The organism is Rudaea sp., assembly GCF_057139185.1.
The window spans coordinates 102,345-115,640 of sequence record NZ_DBNHDN010000045.1; the positions used below are offsets into that span (position 1 = coordinate 102,345).

Sequence of the window (13,296 nt, forward strand, 5' to 3'; positions counted from 1 at the left end):
CTGCGTGCTCGCCGCCGCCCTGATCGCAGCCGCTATCGGCACGGCTTCGGCGGCCGAGACAACTGCCGCCACCGCGGCCGTCTCGCTGCCGGCGACGCCGACCCAATACGTCGAATGGGTGGGCCCGCCGCGCGCGGCAACCAAACCGCAGACCGAAGCGGAAGTCGAGGCCGGCAAGAAGAACGGCCGCACCCTGCCCGAACTGGAGTTGCTGCAGCCGACGCTGGATCCGGCGCTGCCCGCCTACCAGCCGCGTCGCGACATCAAGCTCGCTGGCACGTTCAAAGGCGCCGCATCGGACGTGTTGCCCGGCCTCGCCAACGCCTGGTTCGCCGCGTTCCGGAAAATCTACCCGAACGTGAACCTCAGCGTGGCACCGCCTTACGCGGGCAGTCTCGGCGCGAAAGAGCTGGTCAAGCAGAACATCGACTTCGTCTTCGTCTCGCGCGAGCTCAAGCCCGACGACGTGACCGAGTTCCAGGCGAAGTTCGGCTATCTGCCGACCAGCGTGCCGATCAGCGGCGGCAGCTACCGCCACTTCGGCTTCCTCGACGCGGTCGGCTTCTTCGTCAGCCGCGACAATCCACTCGACCAGATCAGCTTCGCCCAGCTCGACGCGATCTTCTCGAGCACGCACCATCGCGGCGGCAAGCCGATCACGACCTGGGGCCAACTCGGCCTGACCGGCGAATGGGCGGACAAGCCGATCCACGCTTACGCGCTCAAGCCATGGAACGGTTTCGAGGAATTCGTGCGCCAACGCGTGCTCAGCAGCGACGGCAAACGCGGCGAATGGAATGAGGCTGCCCACTACGACAAACTCGTCTTCCCGATGGCCAAGCACGCCGCCGAGGACCGCTATGCGATCGGCTACACCGGCGTCGCCTACGTCGATGCGCCGGTGAAGATGCTCGCGATCGGCGAGAACGATGCTGGTCCGTTCTATTCGCCGACCTACGAGAACGTCGCACGCGCAACCTATCCGCTGTCACGATTGATCTACTTCAACGTCAACAAGGCTCCCGGCAAGCCGTTGAATCCGGTCCTCGCCGAATTCCTGCGCTTCGTGCTGAGCCGCGAAGGCCAGCAGCTCGTACGCGACCAGGCGCTGTACATGCCGTTGCGTGCCGGCCAAGTCGCCAGCGCGCGTGCCCTGATCGAAAAGTGATTCGCTTCTTCAGCCTCGTTCCATCCGTTCAACTGGAGGTTTCCCTGATATGAAAACGAAATTCAATACGCGCCGCGTCAAGGCGCTCGCTCTCGCCGCCGCCTGCACCGCCGCGCTCGCGGCCGTCTTCTCGCCATCCGCGTTCGCGCTCAAGTACGCGGCGGTCGAGCACCATCTCAAGGTCGATCCGGCGATGCCGACGTGGACTCCCGCCCAAGTGGCTACCGTGCCGGAGGAAGAACTCGCTCTCGTCGGCGCCGACGTGATGGACGAATTGTGCCTGGGCTGGGCGAAGATCTTCCGCAAGGCCTATCCGCACCTTTCCGTGGTCCTCGACCTGCGCGCCTCGGGCGCCGGCGCCCCCGGCCTGATCGCCGGCGCGAAAGCGCCCGATTCCGTGATTGCGCCGGTCGGCCGCGAAATGCTCCCCGCCGAAGAGAAAGCGTTCGTCGACAAATTCGGCTACGAGCCGTTCCGCATCAAGGTCGCGACGGGCAGCCTCGGCTCGCTCGGCAAGACCGCGACCTCGATCATGCTGGTCGACAAGGACAATCCGATCAAAGGTCTTTCGTTGGCGCAGCTCGACGCGATGTATTCGACCACGCGCAAACGCGGCGATGCCGACATCAAGACCTGGGGCGACCTCGGCCTGACCGGCAAGTGGGCGACGCTGCCCGTGCACAAATATGGCTTGAAGGCGCCAAACGGCATTGAGTGGTTCTTCAAGATCAACGTCATGGACATGGGCGACTACAAGAACGACATCGAGTTCGTCAAGGGCAAGGGCTTCACCCACGCCTTCAACGTCGCCGCCGAAGACATGGCGAAGAATCCGGGCGGCATCACTTACGCCATGCTTGCGAACGTCGAGCCGAACGTCAAGGTCGTGCCGCTCTCGGTCAAGGACGGCGGCCCGTACATCGCGCCGACTTTGGAGACCGTGTACGACCACAGCTATCCGCTGAGCCGCTTCGTCTACATCTACGTCAACCGCAAGCCGGGCACGCCGCTCGAGCCGAAGGTCAAGGAATTCCTCAAGATGGTGCTGAGTAAGCAGGGTCAGGAAGTGGTCGCCCAGGAAGGGGTATACATTCCGCTGCAACCCAAGGTAGTGAAGGAAGAGTTGGCCAAGCTCGAATGATCCGCCCGGGCGGCGCGGAACCGACAAAAAAATGCCAGTCATGACCAGCGTCTCGCGCCGCGCCTTCCTCGCCACCTGCATGGGTACCGCTGCTTGCCTGCGCGCCCGTGCCGGGCATGCGGAACCGCCGCTGCCGACCTACGCGGCGGCGGCGATGACCGCGGGCCGGCTGCGTTTCAGCGGAGCCGACACGATGCACGATCTCGTTGCCGCCTGGGCGCGCGGATTCAACCGCTTCCAGCCGCGTGTCGGGATCGACAACGCCGCGACGAAACTGTCCGCGGAAGGCTTCGATGCGCTGCTCGACGGCCGTGCCGACGTCGTCACGTTCGTGCGTGAGCCGTTCCCCAGCGAACTCGATGCGTTCGCGCGCAAGTTCGGCTACGCGCCGACGCTGGTCAATGTCGCCGGCGGCAGCTACGCGACCAAGAGCGGCACGCATGCACTCGCGATTTTCGTCAACTCGGCCAACCCGATCGCGCGCATCAGCCTCGACGAGCTCGATGCGATCTATTCGAAGGACCGGCGCCGCGGCGGCAAGGCCATCCTGACCTGGGGCCAGCTCGGTATCGGCGGCGACTGGGAGTCGCGTCCGATTCACGTCTACGGCATGCCGCACCTGCGCGAAAGCGGCAACCCGCCGGGCATCGTCAATTTCTTCCAGCAGCGCGTACTGCGCGGCGGCGAGTTCCGCGAGGACATCCGCGAGCAGGCCGACCGGCCCGGCGAAACCGCCCTGGACGCGATCGTGCGCCGCGTCGCCGAAGACTCGCGTGGCATCGGCTACAGCGGCTTCGCCTATGCGGCGCCCGGGACGAAGACACTGGCACTCGCGGAAGCACTGCATGGACATGGACCGTACTTCGCCGGCACTCCGGACGAAGTCGCGCACCGCGACTATCCGCTGTCGCGACAGATATATCTCGGAATCAACCGCGTGCCGGGCAAGCCGCTGCAACCCGCGCTGCGCGAATTCCTGCTTTTCGTCCTCAGTCGGCAAGGCCAGTTGATCGCAGCCAACGATCGCATGCGCTTCCTGCCGCTGACTCCCGCGCAAACGTGGGCGTCGCGCAACGCGCTGCTCGGCGCAGGCGGATGAAACGGCACGCGCGTCGATCGCCGTACCGCGGCATCGCGTTGGCATTGTCGCTGGTCACGGCAGCCGGCGCGCCATGCGCCGACGTCGATCCCGCCCTGCCGCGATACGTTGCGGCGGTCGCGCCCGTGCCGCGCGATGCTGCCTGGCTGACGGCGGACGGCGCGATTCGCATCGTCGGCTACAACGACATGCACGACATGTTCGACGCCTTCGTCGCGCGCTACACCGCCGCCTATCCGGGCACCACGTTCCGCCTTGAACTGACTGGAACGCGCGCCGCGCCGCCCGCGCTCGCCGCCGGCACGAGCGCACTCGCGCCGATGGGCGCCGAATTCACCCCGGACCAGCTCGCCGGCTATCGCCGCGCCGCGCGCGCGGCGGACCCGATCGAATTCCGCATCGCGCATGCCTCGCTTGATCCCCGCGCGCTGAGCGGCCCGCTCGCGGTGTTCGTGCACGCCGACAATCCGCTGCGTTCGCTCACGTTCGCGCAACTCGCACTCGTCTTTACCGGCAAAGCGGCCCGCTGGCGCGATCTCGGCATCCGGGGCGCCCTGGCCGAACAGCCGATCCACCGGTACGCGCTCGAACCCGACACGCCACTTGCGCTTTCGTTCTACGGGCGCGTGCTCGGCGCGACCGCGCCGACTCACCCCGACGCGCAGTTCCACCAGTCGAGCGACGTGATCCGGCATGTCGGCGCGGATCCCGGGGGAATCGGCTTCGGCGCGGCGATGCGCGGCACCGAACAGGTGCACGCAGTCGCGCTTTCAGCCGAACCCGGCGCGCCGGCGGCAATGCCGACCGAGGCCGACATCCGCGCCGGCCGCTATCCGCTGGACCGCTGGCTGTTGATCTATGCACGCCCGCCGCTGACCCCGTTTGCGCGCGAGTTCCTCCGCCTCGTGTTGTCGCGCGACGGCCAGCAACTCGTCGCCGCCACGCCGCAGCGCTACCTGCCGCTGTCCGCCGAGGAAGCCGCTCGCGAACGCGAAAAGCTGCACTGATCCCTTGCAATATGATCGCGCGCCGGGACCGCCAAGCGTCAGACGGCCCCCGGCCGACCGACAAATACACGCGTGCGATACGACACGCTGACCTTGCCGTCGCACGCGTGGCTGGTGAAAAGTTGCGCCAGCTTGCGCACGGCGCATTCGCCTTGCGGCGTGCCGCGGGCGGGCATCGCCGAACGCGACAGCGCGAGACTGATCAAGCCGTCGCGATCGAGTTCCTGTGCATGCCCCAGGTCGAACTGGCGGTAACCGGTCGCATCGAAGAATGCCGGCACTCGTGACAGGTCCTGGCGGCGGTCGAGCATGGCCTGCCGGCCGCCGCCGAATTCACCGAGCAATTCATTCAGCGCCTTCTGCAACGGGTCGGTCAGCGGCCGCGTATTCCAGACGAGAACTACGCGGCCGTCGGGCTTGAGAACCCGCAGCCACTCGCGCCGCACCGCCTCGATGTCGAACCAGTGGAAGGCCTGCGCAGCAGTGATCACGTCGACCGATGCGTCGCCGAGCGTGGTCGCCTCGGCACTCGCCGCGATGCTGCGGTACTTGCGGTACTTGCCCAGCGCCGCATCGGCTGCGGCGAGCATCTCCGCGTTCGGTTCGATCGCGATGACGCTGTAGCCACGGTAGAGCAGTTGCCCGGTGAACAGCCCCGTGCCGGCCGCGACATCGGCAATCTGTGCGGCCGGAAACAGGATGCGGTGTTCGCGCATGCGCTCGAACAGCGCTGCCGGATAGCGCGGCCGCGCGGCGGCATAGTCGGCCGCCTTGGTCGAAAAGGCCCCCGTCGCACCGTCGATCGGCCCGAATTGCGCCACGAGCGCGTCGAGATCGGGCCCGGATCGCGTGTTCATCCCGGCACTCTTGCCCGATGTTGATCGTCTGCGCCCATCAGTCTCAACTGAAGTGCGCCAGCGCGATCAGACTCAGCGTTACCGTGATCGCGCCGCCGATGCGCGTGGCGATCTGCGCGAATGGCATCAGCACCATGCGGTTGGCCGCGGTAAGGATGGCGATGTCGCCGGTGCCACCCTGGCCACTGTGGCAGGCGTTCACGATTGCGGTCTCGATCGGATACATCTTGATCCAGCGCCCGACGTAGTAGCCGGTGGCCATCAGCGACAGCACGGTGACGACGATGGTGATCAGGTTGGCGATGTGGAAAGCGGCCATGAGCTTGTCCCACGGCGTCATCGCCACACCGACCGCGAACAGCAGCGGATAGGTCACGCCGACCGAGAAGAACTTGTAGACCGCGTATGCGCCCTGGCGCAACTGCGGCGAAATCATGTGCGCGAGCTTGGCTGCCACGGCCGCGAACAGCATCGTGACCGGCGCGGGGAATCCCAACAGCTTGTAGCCCATGAGGCCGATCATGTAGAGCGTGATCGCCGTCAGCGCCGCGGCGGCGATGTGGGAAACGTCGACGTGCTGGCCGACTTCCTCTTCGCTGGCCTCCATTTCGTCGTGCTCACCGGGCTGCAGGCGACCCTCGCCGGTCAGGTGCGGATATTTCTTGCCGAGTGCGTTGAGCGCGCCCGCGGCAAGGATCGCGGTGAGGCTGCCAAGCATGACGATCGGCAGCACTTCGGCGAACAGGTCGCCCTGCTTCTGGTGCAGGATGTCGGCATAGCCCATCGACAGCGGAATCGCGCCCTCGCCGACCCCGCCGGCCATGATCGGCACGACGATGAAGAAGAACGTGTGATGGGCGCCGAGACCGAGCAGCGTGCCAACCAGCGTTCCGACGATGGCCGCAACCACCGATCCGGCGGCGAGCGGCACGAAGATCTTGAGGAAGCCCTTGATGAGCACGCCGCGATCCATGCTCATGATGCTGCCGACGATGATCGCGGCGATGAACAGGTAGAGGAAGTTCGTCGACTTGGTGAAATCGGTGACGTTCTTGACCACGACGTCGGGAATGAGTTTGTAGAACACCAGCGCCGACGGGATGAATGTGGCGAAGATCGCCGCCGCGCCGATGTTCTTGATCACCGGAATGCGCTTGCCGACCTCGGCGCAGGCGAAACCACCCACGGCGAGGACGGCAATGCTCACATTGATTTCGGCGGGCAGCGCGCCGAGATGAACAAATCCCGCGATCAGCGCCAGCAGTACGACGAAGACCGGCACCGGCACCACGCCGACGCGAAGTTCCATGAGCCGCCACCATGCGTTCGGCCAGAACGGTTCGGCGGCGATGGCCGCTGGTTTGTTGACGGGGGATACATTCGACATGGTTCGGGTCCTTGTTTGCGACTTTCGTGGTTCGGCGTGCTGAAAACCGCGATCAACGCGCGTAGGTGAGCACGGTGAACGTGTTGTCATAGTAGGTGTTCGGATAGAACGTGGTCACCGCCGTGTTGATCTTCTTCGCCGGATCGGCCACGCCTTCGGCCGTTACCGTGTACACCTTCTTGGTCTTCGGATCGAGCGCCATCGTGCGCGCGTACGGCCGCGTGGTTGCCGCCTCGACGAGCTTGTAGCTGTCAGGGGTTTCCTGCCTGTAGATCACCAGGTTCGCGTCGACCCCGTTCGAGGTGTAGATCTCGCGCGTGGCCGGGTCGAAAACGACGCCGTCGACACCGTGGCCGATCGGCAGCGTGGTGACCACCTTGCCGCTGCCCGCGTCGAGCACCGCGAGCACGGGCTTCTCGCTGCGGCAGCCGACGAACACACGCTTGCTCGCCGGATCGTAGTCGAGGCCGGTCGGCTGCACGCAACCGTCCGTCGGGTACTCGGCGAGCATTTTGCGCTGCGCGACGTCGACCTTGATGACCTTGTTCTTGTCGCGCAGGGCGACGAACATGTTGCCCTCGCCGTCCGGCGCCGAGCCGTCGATCTTGTTGGCGTCGACAGGCAGCGTGCCGGCGACGGTGCCGGTCTTCGCGTCCATGAACGCGAGCGCGTGGCTGTCACCCATCGTGAACACGAGCTGTTTGGACTTCGGATCGTAGAACACCGAATCGGAGTCCTTGCCGAACGGCACGCGCTTGATCGTCTTCAGCGTCGACAGTTTGAACATCGTCGAGCTGCCGTCCTCGTTCGCCGTGTAACCGAGATCGAATTCGGGCACGAGGCGGATCGCACCGGCGCCTTCGGAATCCTCGAGCGTCTTGACGACCTGCTTCTTCGCCAAGTCGAACACCGCGGCGCCGTCGTCGCGCCGGCCGATGAACAGGTACGGGCGCGTCGCGTCAAGCGCCACGTAGTCCCAGTCGGGCGACTTGCCCTTGAGCACCGTCGTCGACTCGAGGTGGTAGAACTTCGTCGCTGGTGCATCCGCGGCAAAGCTCGACGCGGACATCGCCAGTGCGGCCAGGACGACGCAAGTAAGGGCACGGGTAACTGTGGACGATTTCATCTCTTGGACTCCGTTTGGTTTTTTACTGTGGTTGCGATCAGGTTGCCGATACGGACGGGGTTCGAGGCGACGATCGGATGGTCCGCCTGGTCGGCGTCGCGTGGACCTCGGTATGGGCCACTCGCGGATACGCGGCCGCAGTCCGATCCATCAATGGTTGGGCATGGATTTCGTTCGGAGCGTCGGCAGTATGAACCGCGGCGGCACCGGCAAGCGCAGTGAGCAGTGTTGCGATACGGATCACTTCTTCCTCCCGGTGCCGGCTTGGCCGGCTTTATTGATAGTCCGTCCCGTTCCGTTCCCCGATGATCGAAAACCCATCCCATGGCGTAGCGTGACGCGTACCGTAGCCGGACTACCTTTCGGCACCCTGAAACTGCCATTAAAGAGAATTCAGACTGATGCTGCGGCACGGGCGGCATCTACGAATGCGCTCCCATTTTTCCTGCGGCTGTGGTCGGCGAAGATGCGCGCGCGCCGGTTCGTGATCGAGTCCGGCATGCTGGAAGAACAATCGTCATCGCTGCCCGGCAGGCCGCCGCGTACCTCTAAGGAAAGCCATTCACAGCCTACCTGAGGACGTCGAAACTCAGCAGTTCCGCCTTGCCGGCGCTGCGGCCGGGCGAAGCGGCGACGTACAGTCGGTGCAGTTCCGGCACGAGGATGCCGGTCGTTGCACCCGGCGCCGAAGCGACCGGCGGAAGCTCTTCGTAGTGGTCGCGATCCTTCTCGGCGAACACGCCGATGTAACCCTCCCCGCCGAGCGCATACACGCGCCGGTTGACTTTGTCGAACAACACCTGGTTGCAGGTCGCGGGGGCCTTGAAGCTGGCGACGGTAGCGCCGGTGTCCGCGTCGAGCACGAACAGCCGGCTCGGCGCGCGCGTGGCGACGAACAGGCGGCGCGTCGCCTCGTCGAATGCGAGCGGTACGTTCCTGCGCGCTTCCGCGATCGGCCAGGTGGCGATGATGCTGCGCGTATTCTTGTCGACCACGGCCATTTCATTTTTGCCGGTCACGTTGACGTAGACCCGATCACCGTGTTCCTCGAGCACCAGCGCGCCGACGCGATCGGCGGCGAATTTCAGCTCGCCGTAGTTCCTGCCGGTATACGGATCGATCTCGACCAGCCAGGAATTGGGCTGGTGCATGTTGTACCCGCCGGCGACGAGGTACAGACGTTTGCGCGTGGCGTCGTAGCCCATCCATTCGGCGCCACTGGTATGCCGGAACGAACCGATGATCTGGTAGCTCGCTCCATCGATCACCTTGGTCGCGCCGTCCGAGCCGGTCTGGGTGACGATGAGCCTGTCCGCGTCCGCCAGATAAAGCAAGCCGTGCGGCGCACCGACTCCGGCAATGCTGCGAATATGCTTGCCCGAACCGAGCTCGAACACTTCGAGGGTATCGTGATCCTGCGCCGCGAGGAACAGGCGGTTGCCCTTGAGATCGACCGCGAAATGCTCGAAGTTGCCCGTATAGCCCGGCAGCTCGATCCGGTTCAGGGCTTCGAGCGCATGCGTCGGCTCCGCCGTTGCCGCGGACATCATCACGGTGGCGGGCGATTGCCCTGCCAGGACAACGGCCAGGGTGGCGAGCAGGGACCGCAATGACAGACGCATCGACATGATTCCGCTTCTTGTTGTCCTGAAACCGTTTTCACCTTCCAGCAGCCGACTGCAGTCTGACCGTAGCAGCTCAACCTTTCGCCGCCCTGAAGCGATTCTTAAAAACAATTCAGATTGGTGTTGCAGCGCAGATGGCGTTCGCGCACGCAGTCTGATCTATTTGTTGCGGACATTCGCGACGCGGCATCCACCCATGAAAATCCTGATCGTCGAAGATCAACAGCGCCTCGGCGAATTCCTCAGGCAGGGGCTGACCGAGCGCGCATACACGGTAAACTGGGTGCGTACCTGCGCGGACGCGCGCGACGCGCTGTGCGAAACCAAATACGACGTGATCGTGCTCGATCTCGGTTTGCCCGATGGCGATGGCCTTACCCTGCTGCGTGAGTGGCGGCAGAGCGGCTTCGTCGAGCCAGTGCTGATCCTCAGCGCGCGCGATACGGTCGACGACCGCATCGCCGGCCTCGATCACGGCGCCGACGACTACCTGCAGAAGCCCTTCAGCTTCGAGGAATTGCTGGCGCGCGTGCGCGCCCTGATCCGCCGCCAGGGCGCGGTGAAGCAAACCATGCTCGAACATCGCGGCATTCGGCTCGACCTGCTCAACCACACGGTCCACATCAACACCAGCGCCGTCGAGCTGACCAGCCGCGAGTTCGCCCTGCTCGAAATCTTCATGCACAACCCGGGCCGCACGCTCACGCGCACGCTGATCTCGGAAAAAATCTGGGCGTCGCACTATGACATCGACACCAACCTGCTCGACGTCTACATGAGTCGTCTGCGCGGCAAGCTCGAGCCGGCTTTCGACAAGCCGCTGTTCAAGACCGTGCGCGGCGTCGGCTACCAGATGATCTGAGCGCGGCACGATGCTGATGCGCCACTCGTTCGGCTTTCGCCTCGCGGCCTGGTACGCCCTCGCCGCGACGGTTACGCTCGCCTGCCTGTTCGTCATCGGCCACGAGTTGCTGTACACGCGCCTGATGCACGGCCTCGACCTGCTCAACAACTCGGAGGCGCGCCAGCTGAGGACGCGCCTCGGCCCCGACTACGCCAATCTCGATCTGGAGGCGATCGACCAGCGCATCCGCGAAGTGACCGAGTCCGCCTCGGTGTTGTTCTACGTCAACGTGCACAACACCGCGAACAACATCATGTTCTATTCGCACAATCTCAACGGCGTGACGATTCCCGACGTCAAGGGTGAGCACCGCTATGACGCCGTGATACCGGGCGTGGGGCCGGTACGCGTGGCCGAATACGTCCACGACGGCCTCGACATCGTCGTCGCCACGTCGTCCGCCCAGGCCAACGCCACCATGCGCGACTACGTAGTCGTGTGCACCGCGCTGCTCGTCGCGATGCTGCTGGCCAGCATCGGCATCGGCTATGGTCTCAGCCGGCTTGCGCTGCGGCCGGTGCGCATGATTGCCGAGACCGCGCGCCTCATCGGCTCCGACAATCTCGGCGAGCGCATGCCTGTGGCCGAGGTGCGCGACGAAATCTCCGATCTCGCGCGCCTGCTCAACGAGATGTTCGACCGCCTCGAAACCTCGTTCAACCAGATCCGCCGCTTCACCGCCGAAGCCTCGCATGAGCTGAAGACACCGCTGTCGCTCGTGCGCCTGCACGCCGAGAAGCTGGTCATCGAAGGCAAGTTCGTGCCGGCGCAGGAGGAGGCGCTGCACATCCTGCTCGAAGAAGTGAACTACCTCGACCGCATCATCGACCGCCTGCTGTTCCTCTCGCGGGTCGATGCCAAGGTCACGCGTCTGGACCCCGTCGCGCAGGATCCGGGCCCGTTCCTGCGCGGCTTCGCACCCGATGCCGGCGCACTGGTCGAAGACCGTGGTCTGCATTTCCGTTTCGCCCACTCCGGCAACGGTACGGCCCGCTTTGACGCGAAATGGATCCGCCAGGTACTGCTCAATCTGGTCAGCAACGCGATCAAGGCATCTCCGGCCAATGGCGAGGTCCGGCTCGCGTCGGACCTGGACGACGACACCTGGCGCGTCGCCGTCGAGGACGACGGTCGCGGCCTGCCGTCGACGGAACTCGAGCACATCTTCGAGCGCTTCGTGCGCGTGCCGGGCACCGGCTACGACGACGGCAAGAGCAGCGGCCTGGGCCTGAGCATCTGTCGCAGCATTCTCGACCTGCACGGCGGCCGCATCCATGCCGAGAACATCGCGCCCAACGGCGGGCTCAGGGTGGTCTTCGAGATCCCCGGCTGACTTCCGCCGTCGGCAGCTCATCCAGGCCGTAGCGACTACGCGCGCGGCGTCGCTCCGGTCTGTTCCAGCCACAGGCGACGCAGTTGGCGCGCCGAACCCAACCCGGCCATCGTCGCCGCCGATTCGACGCTGACGCCGGTAGCAAGCGCCTGCCTGGCCAGCGCATAGCGCAAGCGCACGTGGTAGTCGCGCACCGACATGCCGGTGGCCTCGCGGAAATGCCGGGTCAGGGTGCGCACGCTGACGTGGGCGCGCGCGGCCAGACGCGGCAGCGGCCAGCGCTCGTGCGCGGCACGCGCAAGCGCGTCCTGTGCGCGATGAATACCGGCGTCCATGTGATTGCGCCCTTCCAGCCATGGCGACAATGCGGCATCTTCGGGCCCACGGCGCAGATAGACGACCATGTGCCGCGCGACTTCGACCGAAAGCTGCGGGCTGGCGAGTTCGGCGATCAGGTGCAGGGCGAGATCGATACCCGCGGTGATGCCGGCGCTCGTGTAGCAGCCGCGATCTTCGACGAACACGCGGCTGTCGAGCACTTGCGCCCGCGGCGCCTCGCGACGCAACGCTTCGATCTCGAGGTGATGCGAGGTGCAACGGCGTCCGTCGAGCAGACCCGCGCGCGCGGCGAACAGCGCGCCGGCACAGACGCAGGCGAAGCGCCGCGGCGTGCCGCCGACTTCGCGCAGCCAGCGCACCAGCGCGCGCCCCGGCTTGGAGGCGAGCGCCGCCTCGTCGTTCGTGGAGCCACAGACGATCAGCAGGTCCTCTGGCCACAGCGCGGCGGGCAGCGGCTCGACGCGCCCGAGCACCACGCCGAGCGAGGTGCTGGCTGCCGCTTCGGCCGCAGCCACGCGCACGCGAAACGCACCGCCGCGCGCCGCAGCGATGCGGAATGCCTCGGCCGGCCCGGCGAAGTCGAGCAGAACCAGATCGGGCGGCAGGACGAACCAGACGTCGATCGGCTCCACGTCGCGTGCGTCACTCGTGCGCAAGCGCTTCCTCCACGCGCGCGATGCGTGCGAAGCGCCCGCGCAGCACCAGTTCGGTGCGCTCGCGGATGTCCTGCACACTGAAGGTCTTGCCGCTGCGTGGATCGGTCATCGGGAAGGTCAAGGTCGCGTCACCGACGAAATCCACCTCGTAGCCGAGATCGGATGCGACGCGCGCGGTCGTCTCGCAGCACTGCTCGGTGCGGATGCCGGCCACGATCAGGCGGCGGATTCCGCGCCTGCGCAGCCAGTGGTCGAGCCCGGTGTCGGTGAACGCATTGTGCACGTGCTTGACGAACTCGACCGCGTGCGTTGCCGGCATCCACGGCAGCGGCTTGACCAGGCCGCTGGCGTGCGCGAACGGGCCATCGCCGTCCTCGTGCAGGATGCGCACGACCGGCCAACCCTTCGTCGTCGCGCCATCGATCAGCTTGACGATGTTCGCGCGGAATGCCGGCACGTCGTCCTCGCGCCAGTAGTCGCGCGCGGGAAAGGACTGCTGCACATCGATGCTCAGCACGGCGGTGTCGATTTCGCCCATGGTAAACTCCTTGCAGTTTCGTGAGGCCTTCATCGTGCGCCACTCGCGTCGCGCGAACGAGCCGCGTTCGAGACGAGTATGGGACAAATCGGGCCAACTCTCCACGGCCACAAAAG

13 protein-coding genes are annotated in these 13,296 nt (G+C 65.5%); 7 read left to right on the forward strand and 6 right to left on the reverse strand.

Annotated features, from left to right (window positions below; genetic code table 11):
- Positions 1-4 precede the first annotated feature (4 nt).
- Genes AC16HO_RS16115 through AC16HO_RS16130 form a run of 4 tightly spaced genes read left to right on the forward strand, consistent with a single transcriptional unit; the run spans position 5 to position 4,415 of the window.
- Positions 5-1,168, forward strand: coding sequence for a PstS family phosphate ABC transporter substrate-binding protein (locus AC16HO_RS16115; RefSeq protein WP_395642249.1), 1,164 nt, complete (start codon positions 5-7; stop codon positions 1,166-1,168).
- Positions 1,169-1,217: 49 nt separating this feature from the next.
- Complete coding sequence (locus AC16HO_RS16120) at positions 1,218-2,309, forward strand: PstS family phosphate ABC transporter substrate-binding protein (RefSeq protein ID WP_395642250.1); 1,092 nt, start codon at positions 1,218-1,220, stop codon at positions 2,307-2,309.
- 40 nt (positions 2,310-2,349) lie between these two features.
- On the forward strand, positions 2,350-3,408 hold the full coding sequence (locus AC16HO_RS16125; protein WP_395642251.1) for a PstS family phosphate ABC transporter substrate-binding protein: 1,059 nt from the start codon (positions 2,350-2,352) through the stop codon (positions 3,406-3,408).
- Complete coding sequence (locus tag AC16HO_RS16130; protein ID WP_395642252.1) at positions 3,405-4,415, forward strand: PstS family phosphate ABC transporter substrate-binding protein; 1,011 nt, start codon at positions 3,405-3,407, stop codon at positions 4,413-4,415. Before AC16HO_RS16125 ends, AC16HO_RS16130 begins: the two co-directional genes overlap by 4 nt.
- A gap of 38 nt (positions 4,416-4,453) precedes the next feature.
- On the opposite strand, the gene AC16HO_RS16135 is transcribed toward AC16HO_RS16130, so the two are convergent.
- Genes AC16HO_RS16135 through AC16HO_RS16145 form a run of 3 tightly spaced genes read right to left on the reverse strand, consistent with a single transcriptional unit; the run spans position 4,454 to position 7,785 of the window.
- A complete protein-coding gene (locus AC16HO_RS16135) occupies positions 4,454-5,272 on the reverse strand; it encodes a class I SAM-dependent methyltransferase (protein WP_395642253.1) in 819 nt (272 codons plus the stop codon).
- 43 nt (positions 5,273-5,315) lie between these two features.
- Positions 5,316-6,659 carry a 2-hydroxycarboxylate transporter family protein gene (locus tag AC16HO_RS16140; protein WP_395642254.1) on the reverse strand — a complete coding sequence of 448 codons (1,344 nt, stop codon included), beginning with the start codon at positions 6,657-6,659 and terminating at the stop codon, positions 5,316-5,318.
- 52 nt (positions 6,660-6,711) lie between these two features.
- Positions 6,712-7,785: a YncE family protein gene (locus AC16HO_RS16145; protein WP_395642255.1), complete on the reverse strand. Its 1,074-nt coding sequence runs from the start codon at positions 7,783-7,785 to the stop codon at positions 6,712-6,714.
- Positions 7,786-7,948: 163 nt separating this feature from the next.
- Here AC16HO_RS16145 and AC16HO_RS16150 point away from each other — a divergent pair, with 163 nt between their 5' ends.
- Positions 7,949-8,362, forward strand: a complete 414-nt coding sequence (locus AC16HO_RS16150; RefSeq protein ID WP_395642256.1) for a hypothetical protein — start codon at positions 7,949-7,951, stop codon at positions 8,360-8,362.
- Here AC16HO_RS16150 and AC16HO_RS16155 read toward each other — a convergent pair.
- Positions 8,355-9,413 (reverse strand): YncE family protein, encoded by a 1,059-nt coding sequence (locus AC16HO_RS16155; protein ID WP_395642257.1) that lies wholly within the window; start codon positions 9,411-9,413, stop codon positions 8,355-8,357. The genes AC16HO_RS16150 and AC16HO_RS16155 overlap by 8 nt on opposite strands.
- 193 nt (positions 9,414-9,606) lie before the next feature.
- On the opposite strand from AC16HO_RS16155, the gene AC16HO_RS16160 reads away from it, so the two are divergent.
- Together AC16HO_RS16160 and AC16HO_RS16165 are read left to right on the forward strand one after the other, a co-directional pair.
- Positions 9,607-10,272 (forward strand): response regulator, encoded by a 666-nt coding sequence (locus AC16HO_RS16160; RefSeq protein ID WP_395642258.1) that lies wholly within the window; start codon positions 9,607-9,609, stop codon positions 10,270-10,272.
- Positions 10,273-10,282: 10 nt separating this feature from the next.
- Complete coding sequence (locus tag AC16HO_RS16165; protein ID WP_395642259.1) at positions 10,283-11,647, forward strand: HAMP domain-containing sensor histidine kinase; 1,365 nt, start codon at positions 10,283-10,285, stop codon at positions 11,645-11,647.
- Positions 11,648-11,682: 35 nt separating this feature from the next.
- Here the strand turns inward: AC16HO_RS16165 and AC16HO_RS16170 are convergent, their stop codons facing one another.
- Together AC16HO_RS16170 and AC16HO_RS16175 are read right to left on the reverse strand one after the other, a co-directional pair.
- The gene (locus AC16HO_RS16170) at positions 11,683-12,642 is read right to left on the reverse strand and encodes a GlxA family transcriptional regulator (protein WP_395642260.1); all 960 of its coding nucleotides are present in this window, start codon (positions 12,640-12,642) and stop codon (positions 11,683-11,685) included.
- Positions 12,629-13,180, reverse strand: a complete 552-nt coding sequence (locus AC16HO_RS16175; protein WP_395642261.1) for an isochorismatase family protein — start codon at positions 13,178-13,180, stop codon at positions 12,629-12,631. Before AC16HO_RS16175 ends, AC16HO_RS16170 begins: the two co-directional genes overlap by 14 nt.
- Between the last annotated feature and the right edge of the window lie 116 nt (positions 13,181-13,296).

Excerpts from the sequence above, each read along its gene's own strand:
- AC16HO_RS16135 (WP_395642253.1), bottom strand. The coding sequence starts at position 5,272 with ATGAACACGCGATCCGGGCCCGATCTCGACGCGCTCGTGGCGCAATTC.
- AC16HO_RS16140 (WP_395642254.1), bottom strand. The coding sequence starts at position 6,659 with ATGTCGAATGTATCCCCCGTCAACAAACCAGCGGCCATCGCCGCCGAA.
- AC16HO_RS16160 (WP_395642258.1), top strand. The coding sequence starts at position 9,607 with ATGAAAATCCTGATCGTCGAAGATCAACAGCGCCTCGGCGAATTCCTC.
- AC16HO_RS16155 (WP_395642257.1), bottom strand. The coding sequence starts at position 9,413 with ATGTCGATGCGTCTGTCATTGCGGTCCCTGCTCGCCACCCTGGCCGTT.
- AC16HO_RS16175 (WP_395642261.1), bottom strand. The coding sequence starts at position 13,180 with ATGGGCGAAATCGACACCGCCGTGCTGAGCATCGATGTGCAGCAGTCC.
- AC16HO_RS16130 (WP_395642252.1), top strand. The coding sequence starts at position 3,405 with ATGAAACGGCACGCGCGTCGATCGCCGTACCGCGGCATCGCGTTGGCA.
- AC16HO_RS16145 (WP_395642255.1), bottom strand. The coding sequence starts at position 7,785 with ATGAAATCGTCCACAGTTACCCGTGCCCTTACTTGCGTCGTCCTGGCC.
- AC16HO_RS16125 (WP_395642251.1), top strand. The coding sequence starts at position 2,350 with ATGACCAGCGTCTCGCGCCGCGCCTTCCTCGCCACCTGCATGGGTACC.
- AC16HO_RS16165 (WP_395642259.1), top strand. The coding sequence starts at position 10,283 with ATGCTGATGCGCCACTCGTTCGGCTTTCGCCTCGCGGCCTGGTACGCC.
- AC16HO_RS16150 (WP_395642256.1), top strand. The coding sequence starts at position 7,949 with ATGGATTTCGTTCGGAGCGTCGGCAGTATGAACCGCGGCGGCACCGGC.
- AC16HO_RS16120 (WP_395642250.1), top strand. The coding sequence starts at position 1,218 with ATGAAAACGAAATTCAATACGCGCCGCGTCAAGGCGCTCGCTCTCGCC.